Below are 14,232 nucleotides of genomic sequence, written 5' to 3'. Positions count from 1 at the left end.
GACGTTCATAACTACTCAGCATATGCCCGCCTTGCTCGCCGAAGACTTACTCAACGAAATGATTCCGCCTTTGAAGGGCACCGATTCGGCGGGCAAAGCAGCGCGCTGGCTCGATGAGTTTCACGTGGCCCAACTGCCCGTGCTCGACAACCGGGTTTACCGGGGCCTCGTCACCGAAGCCGACCTGGCCGATTTTGACGACCCCGAACGGCTCCTCTCGGAGCTGCCATTGGGCTATGCCGATGCTTTCGTCCGCCCCGACCAGCACTTTTATCGGGTGATGGAGCTGGCGATTGAAAATAAAATCCAACTCGTGCCAGTCGTCGATGAGCGCCACGAGTACGCGGGCGTGGTCACCATTGCCGACGCACTAGCCGCGTTTGGGCAGCAGCCGGCTGGTGGTCAGGGTGGCATCATCGTACTCAGCATGGAGGAGCGGGATTATTCCCTGACCCAAATCAGCCGCTATGTGGAGGAGAATAATGCTAAAATCGTCAGTGCTCTGGTGGCGCAGGACGAAGTGGACCCCTACCGCATCCGGCTCACTATCAAGCTTAACACCGATAATCTGGCGCGTATTATCGCCACGCTGGAGCGGTTCGGTTACGTGGTAACTGCGCAATTCAACGGCAATGCTGTGACCACCGAAGACGAGCAGGAGCGCTACGACGCCCTCCTGCGGTACCTGAATGTGTAAAGCCGGGTGGTAGGGGTACTTCTGACGTTGCGTGCGCTGGTGGCCGGCATCGGGCTGGGCCTCAGCCAACCAGCCGATACGTTGCCCCGTTCGCTGGCTCCCGTCGATACGCTGGTGCGCGTGGTGCCGTGCCCTGGGGTGCGGCGGGCGGCAGTGACCACCATCCTGTTTGCGGGAAATTCGGTAACCAAAGAGCGTATTCTGCGCGCGGAGCTGGACTTTCGTGAAGGCGATACCCTGGCTCTGGCCGACCTGTCCGCCCGGCTCGAAGCCAACCGCCGCCGCTTGTTCAACCTCCAGTTGTTCCACTCGGTGGTGGTGCAGGCCAGCTGCGGCAACGGCGGGCTCCTCGTCGTATTTGGCGTGCAGGAGCGCTGGTACACATTCCCGGTGCCTATTCTGTCCTTGGCCGACCGCAACCTGCGCGCCTGGAGCGAGCGGCCGGACCGCTGGCGCCGCATCGATTACGGCATTCACCTCAGCCAATACAATTTCCGGGGCCGCAACGAGCAAGTGCTAGCCAACCTCCAGTTGGGATTCAACCGCAAGTACGAGCTGTTTTACGAGGCGCCCGGCTTGGGCACGTACCGTCGGCTTGGACTGGGCGCGGGCTTCTCCTTCTCCCAAAGTCGAACGGTGGATTACAAAACCCAGGCCGACCAGCTGGTGCCCCTGCAGGCCGATGCGGGCTTTCCCATCCAACGGTTTTATGCCACGGCGGGGCTCCGCCTCCGCCATACCGTGCAGTTCCTCACCGCGCTCGATGCGTCTTATCACCGCGAGCGCATCAATGATTCCACCAATTATTACAATCCTAACTACTACCTCGGCCGCATCCAGCGCGAATTTCTGGACCTCACGCTGACCAGTACAAATAATAAACGCAACACGTTTGCGTACCCACTCACCGGACAATATGCCCAGGCCCGGCTCACGCACCGCATGTTTCTGGACGAAACCACGCCCGACATCACAACGCTGCGCCTGAAGTATGCACGGTACATTGCGCTAGGACGAGGATTTTACTATGCGGCGGGTCTGAGCGGTCAGGCCCGCCTGGCCCGCCGCCTGGCCTACGCCGATACCCGGGCCCTGGGCTACGAGGACCTGGTGCGGGGCTACGATGAGTACGTAATTGATGGTCGTCACTACGGATTGGTTCAGCAAGGCGTGTCCTACCAGTTGCTTCGCCCCGCCTCAATTAGGATTAAGGCCCTCGGCAACGATAAAATCAATACCATTCCATTAGCTCTCTATCTCAATATCTTTGCCGATGCCGGCTACGTAGCTGCTGGCGCTGTGCTGCCCCAAAACCGCCTTCCCAATCAATTGCTGCGGGCAGTTGGCCTCGGGTTGCATCTGGTTACGTACTACGACCGGGTATTCACGGCTGAGTATACCTTGAATGGCCTAGGCCAGACGGGGTACTTTTTCCGCACGGATTTCCCGATTTAACTACTTCAACGGGCTCATCCGGTTATTAATTTGTTACGTAGCCGCGCTCCGGTTGCGCAAGCTGTTTGCCCCATTCCGCATGAAAATAGCCATTCTTGGCAAGCCCTTTGACGATGAGGCCGCCCCGGCCATTCAGGCATTATTCGATGACCTCGCCGCCCGGCGGGCCGAAGTGCGCATCGGCGAGGCTTTCCGAACCTTCCTCAACAACCGCATTCGTCTACCCGAGGGAACCACCGAATTCCGCCGTGGCGACTCCTTGCGTGGCGTGCAGTTCGTCTTCAGCATCGGCGGCGATGGCACCTTGCTCGACACCGTAACCTACGTTGGTAGCCTGCAAATCCCGATTTTAGGCATTCATACCGGCCGGCTTGGCTTCCTGGCCACCATCACCCCCGACCGCATTGCCCAGGCCATCGACTCCTTATATAAGGGCCATTTCAACATCGAGGAACGCAGCCTGATTCGCGTCGACACCGACCCCGACGTATTCGGTAGCCTCAACTTCGGGCTCAACGAGTTCAGCGTCCTCAAGCGCGATACGTCGTCCATGATTGTCGTGCACACGTACATCGACGGTGAATACCTCAATTCTTATTGGGCCGATGGGCTGATAGTGGCTACTCCAACGGGGTCCACGGGGTATTCGCTCAGCTGCGGCGGCCCGGTGATGCTGCCCCAAACCAACAATTTTATCATTGCGCCCGTATGCCCCCACAATCTGAACGTGCGCCCGTTGGTTGTGTCCGACCAAAGTGTGATTTCCTTCGAAATAGAAGGGCGTAGTACCAGTTTTATGCTGGCGCTAGACTCGCGCTCCATGCCCGTAGAAGCTTCCGTCCAGATTGCGGTACGCCGCGAAACCTTCAATGCCCGACTCGTTAAGCTCAATCACGTAAACTTTCTTAGTACGTTACGAAGTAAGCTGAATTGGGGCCTTGACCGGCGAAACCCAACTGGTATTCAGCCGTAACCAGACTATTTCTTGTTGAAAATATACCCGAAAGTTTTTTAAGTTCCCAATAACCACTACTTTTGTCACTGTCTGAAACTGCGCACTTTCTGTGCTGCCCCTATACGCCTGAACATCGCCTCATCATTTTTGCTGCCTTATGAAAAATATTTTCACCTATTCTACGGCCTTCGCGCTCGGACTAGCCCTTGTGGCTACCCCAGACGCAGAAGCCCAGCAATTTAGTAAGCGGAAACAATACAACTCAGTGGGCTTTAGCCTGAATGCTTTGAATTATTTCGGGGACGTAACTCCGGTTACTAACTTTGCCAGCTTCCGCTTCGGTGCAACGCGCGTTGGTGCGGGGGTATCCATTACCCGTCGCTTCTATCCACGTCTTTCCGGCCGGTTTGCTCTTTCGTACGGCCGTATTTCGGGCGACGATGCATTGGCTGCAGATAAGAACGACCCCGATGCCCGCTTCCGCTACAACCGGAACATGAGCTTCCGGAATGATATGGCAGAGGCGTCGGCAGTTGCAATTTTTGACCTGATTGAAAACCGCAATAATTACCTGAAGCGCCCGGACTTTGTGCCGTATGTCTTCGCTGGGGTAGCCGGCTTCTATAGTAACCCCAAAGGTAAAGTTGGCGATACTGCGCCCGCTGGCCTGCGGCCTGGTACTTACGTTTCACTTGCTGACTTGAGAACCGAAGGCCAGGAAAAGGCTTATAGCAAAACCCAGTTTGCGATTCCATTCGGTGGTGGCATCCGGTACCGTATCAATCGCAACTTTGACGCAAGCCTGGAGATTGGCTGGCGCAAGACCTTCACCGACTATTTGGATGATGTAGGAGGCAAGTACGCTCCTAAAGGTAGTTTCACAACGGCAGCACAAGCGTATTTTGGCGGTGGTAACCCACAAGCATCTTCTGGATTGACGCCTGCGGGCGGTATTTTCTCTGATGGTGGCGGCCTGACTCGTGACCGTACCATAGAATTCCGTGGTTTTGATACACCCGGCGAAATTCGTGGCGACAAGCGCAATAGAACCGACTGGTACATCGTTACCGGGGTCACATTGAACTACATCTTGACGCCCCGCATCAAGAACCCTAAATTCCGCTAGCCTAACTTGCTGGCTGATTACTTACCTTACAGTCAGTTTGGATGATAAATTTTGGTTTTTACAGCGCACTCCTCGTTTGCCTTACGCAAGCGGGGAGTGCGTTTTTTTGCCCCACCGCCAGCGCACAAACCACCAGCGAAATTGGACTTGGCATCGGCGCGACTAACTATCGGGGGGAAATCGCTCCCAAGTACCAGTTCAACAACAACCGGCCCGCGGTCACGGCCTTCTACCGCAGGGACATCTCAGTACCTATTACATTACGTGGGGGCCTCACGGCGGGCTTTTTGCGCGCTGCCGACGACAACGTGGTGGGAGTAGATGGCCAGGTGCCGCCCTTGCAACGCTACCGCCAAACCAATACCAAAGGCGGCCTGCTGGAAGCTTCCGCTGTGATGGAGTACAACTTTCTGGATTACCACTTCCGCAAGGCCAAGGTCCATTTCACGCCTTACCTTTTTGTGGGGGTCGCGGCATTCTACGCCAACACTACCACAACTACCAATAACGTGGACCTGGCACCGCGTTTCGACAGGAGCGGGGGGATGCTGGGGTTTGCTATTCCGGCGGGCGTTGGTTTTAAGTATGCGTTGTCGAAGCACCTCAACCTGGGGTTGGAAGCTGGGGTACGCAAAGCTTTTACCGACGAGCTCGACCATTTGGCTACCCAGGACCCGCTTTTGGTTAATCCCAATACCCAGGACTGGTATTATTATAGTGGGGTAAGCCTCTCCTATACCTTCTATAAGATTCTGTGTCCGGACCACTACAAAGACAATAAAGAGCTGTTGAAGTAGCCGTTAGCACTTTGGTGAAGTGATTTGGATACGTGAGGTCCGATTCCCGGCCTTGGGACTGCCAAGAGAAGTAAGCGGCCGCTAAATGCAACCATTTCCGTAACTTGCGTCCTCTTTTAGCGAAACCGCAAAGATGACCGGCAAGGCCGAAATGGATACTCAAAATATTCCCCGCCACGTGGCTGTTATCATGGATGGTAATGGGCGCTGGGCTAAGCAGCGCGGCGGCTTGCGTGTGTTCGGGCACCAAAGTGCCATCACGGCCGTGCGTGAGACGGTAGAGGAGGCCGCCGAGCTCGGCGTGCAGTACCTGACGCTGTATGCTTTTTCCACTGAGAACTGGAATCGTCCGGCCCTTGAGGTAATGGCGCTGATGCAATTGCTGGTGCATACCATTCGGCAGGAAACGGCCACATTACTCAAGAACAGCATTCGGCTGGAGGCGATTGGCGATATCAGCACCCTGCCAGCTAATTGCCGGCGGGAACTGGCAGAGTCTATGGAGCTAACCAAAGCGGGCAACCGCATGACCTTAGTGCTGGCCTTGAGCTATAGCGGACGCTGGGACCTGACCCAAGCCGCTAAACGAATGGCGGCCGACGTAGCCAGCGGCCAGCTCCAACCGGCGAATGTGACCGAAGCAACCGTCGCAGGCTATTTGGTGACGGCTGGCATGCCGGACCCGGAATTGCTCATTCGCACCAGTGGGGAGCAACGCATTAGCAACTTTTTGCTTTGGCAGTTGGCTTATACGGAACTATACATCACCGATTTGTTGTGGCCGGATTTCCGAAAGCAGCACTTTCAGGAGGCCATTCGGGCCTACCAAACCCGGGAACGGCGATTTGGCAAAACCAGTGAGCAACTCACTGTATCTTAAATTTTTGCAATGATTATTGTGCGTGATTTTTTTGTGAGATGTGTGCTGGTGTTGGTACTGCTCGGCGGCTTACTGGTTCAGCCGGTGCTGGCTCAGCAGGCCGGGGGCGGAGCTGACGAACCCAAGCGGTACGAATTGGGAGGCATCACGGTGAGTGGAGCCCGCTATCTGGACCCCAATACGCTGATTGGTCTGACGGGTCTGCGGATAGGAGATGCCATCAGCATTCCGGGCGAGGAGATTGGAAAGTCCATCCGCAAACTGTGGGCCCAGGGCATTTTGGGGGATGTGAGCGTAAGCATCGGCCGCATTGAAGGCAACAAGATTTTCCTCGATTACAACCTGAAAGAGCGTCCCCGCTTATCAAAATTCACTTTTACGGGAATTAAGAAGGCCCAAACTGAGGACCTTACCAAGAAAATAACCCTGATTCGGGGCAAGGTGGTAACCGATGCGCTGTTGAATAATACAAGAACGCAGGTGCGTAAGTTCTTCGTTAATAAAGGCTACCTCGATGCCAAAGTGAACGTGATGCAAGTCGCGGACTCGTCGCTGTCTAATAGCGTGGCTTTGCGTATTGATGTGGATAAAGGCTCGAAAGTTCGGATTCATGACATCGCATTCGAAGGCAACCAAGCATTTTCGGACCGCAAGCTGAAGGGTAAATTCAAAAAAACCAAAGAGCGAAAGCCGTATAAACTGCTGACTGCTGGCAAGTTCCAGCGTAGTGAGTACGAAGATGACAAGAAGGCGCTGCTGGATTTCTACAATGCCGAAGGCTATCGCGACGCTACCATCGTATCGGATACGTTAACGCGGGACAGCGAAGGACTTGCGCTACGCATTAAAGTAGACGAAGGCCCCAAGTATTATTTCCGCGACATCACCTGGAACGGAAACTACCTCTATGACGATAAGACGTTGGCCAACGTGTTGGGTATTAAACCTGGCAGTCCCTACAGCAAGGAAACGTTGGATAAACGCCTGAATTACAATCCGGCCGGCCAGGATATATCCTCGTTATACCTGAACGACGGTTACCTGTTTTTCACCATTGAGGCCGTGGAAACCAAGATTGAGGGTGACTCCATCGACATCGAAATGCGCATGAGCGAAGGCGTCCAGGCGCATATCAAAGACATTAATATTTCGGGCAATACCAAAACCAGCGACCATGTGTTGCGGCGCACCCTGCGCACGCTGCCAGGCGACAAATTCAACCGCGAGCTGCTGATTCGCTCGCAGCGGGAAATTGCCACGCTGGGCTATTTCGACCCGGAAAAAATCGGTATCAACCCAATTCCTAACCCCGTTGACGGCACGGTTGATATCAACTACACGGTGGAGGAAAAACCTTCCGACCAGGTGACGCTTTCGGGCGGCTGGGGTGGTTTTGCGGGCTTCATTGGCACGGTAGGACTTGTTTTCAACAACTTCTCGCTGCGCAAAGCGGGCACGCTGCGCAACTGGACGCCGGTGCCTTCGGGCGATGGCCAGCGTCTGGCCTTGAACGTGCAGGCCAATGGCGTGCAGTACCAGGCATATTCGCTGTCGTTCACGGAGCCCTGGCTGGGCGGGCGGCGGCCGAACTCGTTCTCCTTTAGCCTCAACCACAGTATTCAACGGGCGGGCCAGGCCTTGGATGCCTCGACCAGCAGCTTTATCAAGGTAAGCAGCGCTACAATTGGTCTGGGCCGGCAGCTGCGCGTCCCAGATGACTATTTTACGCTCAGCAACTCGCTGTCATACAGCCAGTATCAGACCCAGAACTACGCACTGATTCCCGGTGCTGCGACGGGCACTTTTAACAATATTTCTTTTAATACCACTCTTGCTCGTAACAGCATCGATAACCCAACCTACACCCGTCGGGGTTCGTCGCTGAGCCTCAGTGTGAACCTGACGCCTCCCTACTCGTTGCTGAATCCGGACCACATTGACCCCAACAAGTACATTGAATTCCATAAATGGATGTTTGATGCTTCGTGGTTTACCCCCGTGGTAGGCAAGCTGGTGCTGAATACACGCGCCCACTTTGGCTACCTAGGTAACTACAGCTCTAATGTGGCACTTGGGGCGTTCGAGCGGTTCAAGATGGGCGGTGCGGGTCTGGGCTTCAATGGAGCCGGTAACTTTCTGGCTGGAACAGAATTTGTGGGCCTACGGGGCTACGACGACCCCAACAGCACTTTTGCCATTCCTACGGCGCAAACGGTTAATGGGGTAGCGCAAGCGGGCGGCGTTGCCTTCAACAAATACGTGTTGGAGATGCGCTACCCAGTCAGCCTCAACCCGGCGGCTACCGTTTACGTGCTGGCATTTGCCGAAGCCGGTAATTCGTACGACAGCTACCGCAACTACAACCCCTACAAGCTATACCGCTCGGCTGGGGTAGGCGCCCGGATTTTCATGTCGGCATTCGGTTTGCTAGGGTTTGATTACGGACACGGGTTCGACTCGGTGATACCACCCGTGGGCACGGCGCCAAACACCAAGCAGGACCCCAATCACTTCCACTTTATCATCGGCCAGCAAATTCGCTAGCCGGGCACTAGCGGACGTTATTTCACGTTTCCTCCGGTATGAAGAAAATTCGCGGCCTGCTGGCCTTGTTATTGCTAACGGTAGCATCTGGGGCCCAGGCGCAGAAATTTGGCTGGGTTGATACCGAGTTTATCATGGCCAAAATGCCCGAGTATGCTAAGGCACAACTTGAGTTGAATACCTATTCTGATACTTGGCAGAAGGAAATCGAGGTTCAGAAAAAAGACCTCGACAAGCTCTATCGTAACTATGCCGCCGAAGAAGTGGTGCTGACCGAGCCGATGAAGAAAAAGCGGCAGGATGAAATCCTGAAGCAGGAGCAAGACATTAAAACGTATCAGAACAAGCAGTTCGGCTACGAAGGACAGATATTTAAGAAGCGGCAGGAACTCAACAAACCCGTGCAGGACAAGGTGTTTGAAGCTGTGGAAAAAGTTGCCAAGAAGAAGCAGCTAGCTGTGCTGTTCGACAAATCGGGCGATTTGACTATGCTGTACACCAATCCGGCGCACGATTACACCGAATTTGTGTTAGAGGAACTGGGCTTGGGCGCTGAAGACCGCAACCAGCCCGGCCCCCGGGGCACGGTAAAAACTGTTGCGCCACCCAAAACCCCGGTTGATGCCAACTTTGAAACGGACTCGGGCACACCCACGCAAAGTCCAGCTGCCAAGCCCGTGCGGGCTACTAAAAAGACCGCAACCAAGAAGAGCCCGAAGTAATTACCTTTGTCTTAGTATTTTTTTGACCTTTTTTTCTTTGATGAATCTCGTGAAAATCTTTCGTCTGACGCTCGCCGCCGCTCTGCTGACCGCCGGAACTCTGGCCGCCACTTCCGCGCAGGCCCAGGCCCCCCTGAAAATTGGCTACACCGACGTACAGTACGTGTTGGCCCAGATGCCCGAAAGCAAGCAAATTGAATCTGACCTGAAAGCGTATAATGGCCAGCTGGAAAGCCAGTTACGGAGTAAATCCGGCGAGCTGGAAGCCAAGTACAAAGCCTACCAGCAAGGTGAAGCTACCATGACCGATATCGTGAAGGCCGACAAGCAGAAGGAGATGCAGAACATGCAGCAGTCCATTCAGGATTTCCAGCGTAGCGCCGAGCAGTCGTTGCAGCAGAAGCAGCAAACCCTGCTCAAGCCAGCGCTGGATAAGCTGCAAAAAAATATCGACCTCGTAGCTGATGAGAACGGCTTTACGTACGTTTTCAATTCCGATGGTGGTGGTAGCCCACTGCTGTTGCACGCGCCTAAAGAGGGTGATATCTCTGACTTGGTGCTGAAGAAGATGGGCATTACTCCCGGCGCTGCCGCACCCATCAAATCAGGTCCGACCACTCCAGCCGCTGCTGCTCCGGCCGCTCCGGTGAACAGCAAGACCAAAACCAAAACCAAAAAATAAGCGGCATCCCGCCGCGCAGAAGCCGAAAAGCCGGAGCAATTGCTCCGGCTTTTTTCATGTACATACGAGCTATAAAGATGAGCCAGGAGATAGATGCCGAAGAGTTTGAGCGAGATGAGTTGGATGCCGGGGAGGGCGATGAGCTCTATGAACACCACCGCATCGTGGTAGACCGCGGACAAGAACTGTTGCGCATCGATAAATTTTTGCTGAGCCGTTTGCGCAACACCTCGCGCAATAAGGTGCAAGAGGCCATCCGGGCCGCGGCAGTGGAAGTGAACGGCGTAACGGTGAAGCCCAATTACCGGGTAAAACCCCAGGATACTATTACCATCACGCTGCCTGAGCCCCCGCGCGAAGACCGAGTGGTGCCCGAAGAAATGGCTCTGGATATTCGCTATGAAGACGCCGACCTGCTTATCGTGAATAAGCCCGCCGGGCTCGTGGTACACCCTGCTTACGGCCACTGGCAGGGCACGCTGGTGAACGGCTTGGCTCACCACCTGGCCAACCTGCCCACCGGCCGCAATGGAGAAGTCCGCCCCGGCTTGGTTCATCGCATCGATAAGGATACTTCGGGCCTGCTGGTCATTGGCAAAACGGAATTTGCCATGACCCATTTGTCATTGCAATTCTTTCATCACACCATCAAGCGCAGCTATCTGGCGCTCGTGTGGGGCACGCCGCCCGGTCCTACGGGTACTATTCGGGGCCATATTGGCCGCAGTCTGCGCGACCGTAAGGTGCAGGCCGTATATCCTGGTGGGGAGCAGGGGAAGCCCGCCGTGACGCACTATGAGGTACTGGAGCACTTCGGCCCCGTTACCTTGGTGCGTTGTGTTCTCGAAACCGGCCGCACTCACCAAATCCGGGCGCACATGCAATACTTAGGTCACCCGCTCTTTTCGGATGCTACCTATGGCGGCGACCGGATTCGGGTGGGACAGAACACCGGGGCCTACCGGGATTTTGTGGAAGGGGCCTTTCAGCTTATGTCCCGGCAGGCGTTGCATGCCCGGTCGTTGGGCTTTGTCCACCCTAGCTCAAATGCTCAGGTTTCTTTCGAGGCAGAGCTGCCAGCCGATTTTGCCGGCGTACTGGAGAAATGGCGGGCTTGGGCTGCTGCCTGAAAAGGGTTAGTGTAGACAAAAAATAGCCCCAGCGCATTGCGCTGGGGCTATTTTTTGTCAGAAGAAGCACAGAATTACTTCTTCTTTGGCGCTGGTTTCTTAACTGCCGTTCTGGGTTTGGCATTGATGACTTCCAGGTTGTTCATGGCGCCCTTGTTCGCTGGGTCCAAGGTCAGCACCTGCTCGAAATACGACTTAGCTGCTGGCTTATCACCTTGCTGGAAGGCATACACGCCCAAGTAGCCATAAGCCTGCACCAAGCCTTCGCGGAACTTAGCAGGCTCAGCATCGGCTTCTTTCGAAAGCGCAATGTATTTCTCGTAATGCGGTTTGGCCAATCCCTGCTTGCCCTCCGGGTCACGCTGGGCATTCACCCCAGCCCGGTACAAGTAGGCAGGAGCGTAAGTTGGCTTTGCGACGTTGATAATGCCGTACACGCTGTCGGCCTCCACGTACTGCTTGTCACTGCTGAAAGCCGTAGCCAACCGGAACTGGTCGGTCAGGTCGCCGTTGCATTTGTTCAGCTTATACTTATACACGCTGATGGCACCCTTGTAATTCTTCTGGTTGGCATAGATGCCCGCCAAGTCATTCTGAAAATCGCAGCCTTTAGTGGGGTCCTTCTTAATGAGCTCATTGATACCGGCAACGGCTTCTGCACCCTTACCAGTCTTGCTCATGATTTTGTACTTGTACGCCAGGTCTTCCGAAATAACCTTGTCGGCCGGGGCCATGGCAAGGTAGGAATCCATGGCCGTAGCAGCGGCTGCAAAATCACCGGTTTCGTATAGCAAGTAGGGCTTGAGACGGTTCATGGTCAGGTTGGAGGGGTCACTCACCAGCACCTTATTCACCTCGACCAAGGACTCAGGATACTTGTTGGTCAGGTACAGGAATGAAGCGTGTTGTGCATCGGTAGCCGCCGATTTTTCGGCCAGTTCCGTGTACTTCTGAAATGTGCTCAAGGCAAGGTCGTACTGACCAGCATAGTAGTACATGTCAGCCAATTCCCGGTAAGCCGGCGCATAGCTGGGGTCAAGTTCAATAGCCTTGTTCAGGCTTTCGCGGGCCGCATTGAAGTTACGCGAGCGCACATTCAAAACCCCTTTTTTGTAGTAAGCCTGAGTATAGCTAGGATTGGCCGTAATAGCCCGGTCAAAGCTGGTCATGGCTTCTCCACCGCCTTTATCTGAGTGCAGGAAAATGTCGCCGCGGGCTACCATCAATGCCGGCTCATCTTTTTTGTTAATTGCCTGCGCAACCGTCAAATAAGCCTGAGATTTGCCCATGTCTTTCAGGTCGGCCTCGCCATAAGCCTGAGCAATCATGGTCAGCACGCTGGCATCCTTGTTTTTGGTGGCCTTGGCTGCGGCATCAAACTGCACTTCAGCAGGAGCTAATTCTCCTTTGGCCAACAGGGCCCGTCCGGCAGCTATTTTGCCAAAAGGAGTAGTGCCGGAAGCCCGGTTAAAGTAAAAAGCAGCCGAGTCAGGCATGCTGCGCATCTGATACAGACGCCCGAGTTCAAAGGCAGCTTCAGGAGAAGAGCCAGGGCGCAGTATCGCTCTGGCCTCGTTGTAACGCCCGAGTTCAATGGCTCGTTGGGCGGATTGGATGTTTTGGGCGGTGGCCGCCGTAGTGCCGGCTACCATTGCGATAGCAACGAGCAGCGGCTGATTCCAGGGCTTGAAACTCATAGGGAGAAAAAAAGGAATGAAAAGCAAATTGAAAAAGGGATACGCACTAAGTGCGTCTACAGTTTAGGCGTGGTGATAATGCGGGCTTGCATCTGGGCTGGCATCAAACCAGATTTCTGAAAGATTAATTGCCCGCTCTTCCCGGCAACAAAAGATGCAAACCCCGTGCCCAACCCTGCACGCGCCTCCCGGCTGATGATATAGATGTTGCGGCGGAGTGGATAATTCTGCAAATCCGGATATTGCGCCAGTTGTTCCAGGGTTTTCGGGGCCAAGTATACTTGGTAAGGCTGAATGAAGTCGCTGGGTTTGGGGTTTGGTCGGGCCGTAATGCTGGCAACTCGTACCTTATTCAGGAATTTCATTGCGGCCGGGTCGTCCTGGTCTGAAATCCAATTCACTCCCACAATGCCGATGGCATTGGGATGCGTGGCGACGTAATCGAGCAGTGCCGGATTCGAAGTAGCTGCAAATACCCGGCTGGTCAGGGGCGCGCCACCGGTTACCGAGTCACGCACGAAACGGGTGGTGCTGCTACGGTTGGCATCAAATACCACATTAATATCGGTGAGACCCTTCTTACCGCTCACTTGGTTCCAGGCGGTGGTTTTGCCCGTGAAAATAGCCGCTAGCTGGGCTACGGTCAGCAACGTATCCGGATTGGTACGGTTGAGTACGATGGCGAGGCCGTCGATGCCAATGTGGGTTAGGCGGGGTACGATACTCTGTTTGGCAAAATCGGCTTTTTCTTCCGCATTTAGCTCGCGCGATACCACCGCCAGCTTCACCTTGTCATTGATGAGGTCCAGCATCACTTTCTCTTCCGGCTGAAAGCTGGTTTGGATGTGAGCGTTGGGATAAAGCTTGGAAAAAGTGTCTATCTGGGCTTGCAGAATGGGGGCAAAGGTTTCGTCTACACTCACTGCTACCGTGCCGCTCGTGGGCGTGTCGCCAGCACCTGGGGTGCCGGGTCCGTTACAGGAAATAACAGCGATAACTCCCGCCAGCACACAAGCCGTGGTTATTAAGTAGGGGCGCTTAATCATGGTCTGACAAAGAATCTTTTTTGCGAAAATGCAGCAGGTAAGCCCGGACGAAGCGAATCAGACCGTAAAGGATGAAGACCGAGCCAAGTATCTGCCGGCCCATTTTTCCTAACTGAACCACACTCTCTCCCGTGGGCTGGCCGGCCGACCACCATAGCCACGCACCCAGGCCCATATAAATGAGCGACATAGCCAGTACAAAGTAGCGTACTACTCGCTGAGGTGATTTACCGAGCCGCTCCTCAGTTGTGGGAATGTTGAGCATAAGGGAAAGAATGCAGAGTTGAAGATATTACAAAACCAAAAAAAAGTGCTTAATGGTTCGGGCTTATGATGAACCACAACTGAATGAAAACACAAATCAATGCCTAAAAATCGTCTTTCATAACTTGCGTCCGATGTTGATTTACGACGAGGTGACACGGAAGAAAATAGAGCAGGTGTGGTGCGGTACAGCCAGTTTGTTGCAGCCGGATATGAATAAGAAGAAACGAATCAACG

General features: G+C 54.5%; 13 protein-coding genes. 10 read left to right on the top strand and 3 right to left on the bottom strand.

What is annotated here, in order from left to right:
• Positions 1-22: 22 nt before the first annotated feature.
• The 10 genes from GM79_RS03030 (at position 23) to GM79_RS02985 (ending at position 10,988) form a co-directional block, all read left to right on the top strand.
• Positions 23-697, top strand: coding sequence for a CBS domain-containing protein (locus tag GM79_RS03030; protein WP_051718441.1), 675 nt, complete (start codon positions 23-25; stop codon positions 695-697).
• Between the two features lie 27 nt (positions 698-724).
• On the top strand, positions 725-2,152 hold the full coding sequence (locus GM79_RS03025; protein ID WP_051718440.1) for a POTRA domain-containing protein: 1,428 nt from the start codon (positions 725-727) through the stop codon (positions 2,150-2,152).
• Between the two features lie 79 nt (positions 2,153-2,231).
• A complete protein-coding gene (locus tag GM79_RS03020) occupies positions 2,232-3,125 on the top strand; it encodes an NAD kinase (RefSeq protein WP_035559129.1) in 894 nt (297 codons plus the stop codon).
• Positions 3,126-3,264: 139 nt separating this feature from the next.
• A complete protein-coding gene (locus GM79_RS03015; protein WP_035558979.1) occupies positions 3,265-4,233 on the top strand; it encodes a DUF6089 family protein in 969 nt (322 codons plus the stop codon).
• A gap of 41 nt (positions 4,234-4,274) precedes the next feature.
• Entirely contained in the window at positions 4,275-5,030 is a 756-nt protein-coding gene (locus tag GM79_RS03010) for a DUF6089 family protein (protein WP_035558976.1), read from the top strand.
• Between the two features lie 133 nt (positions 5,031-5,163).
• Entirely contained in the window at positions 5,164-5,910 is a 747-nt protein-coding gene (locus tag GM79_RS03005; RefSeq protein WP_035558974.1) for an isoprenyl transferase, read from the top strand.
• Between the two features lie 9 nt (positions 5,911-5,919).
• A complete protein-coding gene (gene bamA / locus GM79_RS03000) occupies positions 5,920-8,454 on the top strand; it encodes an outer membrane protein assembly factor BamA (RefSeq protein WP_072008514.1) in 2,535 nt (844 codons plus the stop codon).
• Between the two features lie 38 nt (positions 8,455-8,492).
• Entirely contained in the window at positions 8,493-9,176 is a 684-nt protein-coding gene (locus GM79_RS02995) for an OmpH family outer membrane protein (RefSeq protein WP_051718439.1), read from the top strand.
• A 49-nt stretch (positions 9,177-9,225) separates the two neighbouring features.
• Complete coding sequence (locus GM79_RS02990) at positions 9,226-9,858, top strand: OmpH family outer membrane protein (RefSeq protein ID WP_235183898.1); 633 nt, start codon at positions 9,226-9,228, stop codon at positions 9,856-9,858.
• A gap of 56 nt (positions 9,859-9,914) precedes the next feature.
• Positions 9,915-10,988 (top strand): RluA family pseudouridine synthase, encoded by a 1,074-nt coding sequence (locus GM79_RS02985; protein ID WP_235183897.1) that lies wholly within the window; start codon positions 9,915-9,917, stop codon positions 10,986-10,988.
• A gap of 74 nt (positions 10,989-11,062) precedes the next feature.
• Here GM79_RS02985 and GM79_RS02980 read toward each other — a convergent pair whose 3' ends face one another.
• Genes GM79_RS02980 through GM79_RS02970 form a run of 3 tightly spaced genes read right to left on the bottom strand, consistent with a single transcriptional unit; the run spans position 11,063 to position 13,996 of the window.
• A complete protein-coding gene (locus tag GM79_RS02980) occupies positions 11,063-12,685 on the bottom strand; it encodes a tetratricopeptide repeat protein (RefSeq protein WP_051718438.1) in 1,623 nt (540 codons plus the stop codon).
• A 56-nt stretch (positions 12,686-12,741) separates the two neighbouring features.
• Positions 12,742-13,731 (bottom strand): PstS family phosphate ABC transporter substrate-binding protein, encoded by a 990-nt coding sequence (locus GM79_RS02975; RefSeq protein WP_051718435.1) that lies wholly within the window; start codon positions 13,729-13,731, stop codon positions 12,742-12,744.
• Positions 13,724-13,996 (bottom strand): hypothetical protein, encoded by a 273-nt coding sequence (locus GM79_RS02970; protein WP_152559800.1) that lies wholly within the window; start codon positions 13,994-13,996, stop codon positions 13,724-13,726. Before GM79_RS02970 ends, GM79_RS02975 begins: the two co-directional genes overlap by 8 nt.
• Between the last annotated feature and the right edge of the window lie 236 nt (positions 13,997-14,232).

This window comes from Hymenobacter sp. IS2118, from assembly GCF_000715495.1.
Taxonomy (GTDB): domain Bacteria; phylum Bacteroidota; class Bacteroidia; order Cytophagales; family Hymenobacteraceae; genus Hymenobacter.
The sequence above is the reverse complement of the archived record's forward strand: the minus strand, read 5'-3'. Positions and strand labels throughout refer to the sequence as shown.

What these genes read in the sequence shown, in the direction of transcription:
- GM79_RS03015 (WP_035558979.1), top strand. Translation starts at nt 3,265, where the DNA reads ATGAAAAATATTTTCACCTATTCTACGGCCTTCGCGCTCGGACTAGCC.
- bamA (WP_072008514.1), top strand. Translation starts at nt 5,920, where the DNA reads ATGATTATTGTGCGTGATTTTTTTGTGAGATGTGTGCTGGTGTTGGTA.
- GM79_RS03030 (WP_051718441.1), top strand. Translation starts at nt 23, where the DNA reads ATGCCCGCCTTGCTCGCCGAAGACTTACTCAACGAAATGATTCCGCCT.
- GM79_RS02985 (WP_235183897.1), top strand. Translation starts at nt 9,915, where the DNA reads ATGTACATACGAGCTATAAAGATGAGCCAGGAGATAGATGCCGAAGAG.
- GM79_RS03005 (WP_035558974.1), top strand. Translation starts at nt 5,164, where the DNA reads ATGACCGGCAAGGCCGAAATGGATACTCAAAATATTCCCCGCCACGTG.
- GM79_RS02980 (WP_051718438.1), bottom strand. Translation starts at nt 12,685, where the DNA reads ATGAGTTTCAAGCCCTGGAATCAGCCGCTGCTCGTTGCTATCGCAATG.
- GM79_RS02970 (WP_152559800.1), bottom strand. Translation starts at nt 13,996, where the DNA reads ATGCTCAACATTCCCACAACTGAGGAGCGGCTCGGTAAATCACCTCAG.
- GM79_RS03010 (WP_035558976.1), top strand. Translation starts at nt 4,275, where the DNA reads ATGATAAATTTTGGTTTTTACAGCGCACTCCTCGTTTGCCTTACGCAA.
- GM79_RS02995 (WP_051718439.1), top strand. Translation starts at nt 8,493, where the DNA reads ATGAAGAAAATTCGCGGCCTGCTGGCCTTGTTATTGCTAACGGTAGCA.
- GM79_RS03020 (WP_035559129.1), top strand. Translation starts at nt 2,232, where the DNA reads ATGAAAATAGCCATTCTTGGCAAGCCCTTTGACGATGAGGCCGCCCCG.
- GM79_RS02975 (WP_051718435.1), bottom strand. Translation starts at nt 13,731, where the DNA reads ATGATTAAGCGCCCCTACTTAATAACCACGGCTTGTGTGCTGGCGGGA.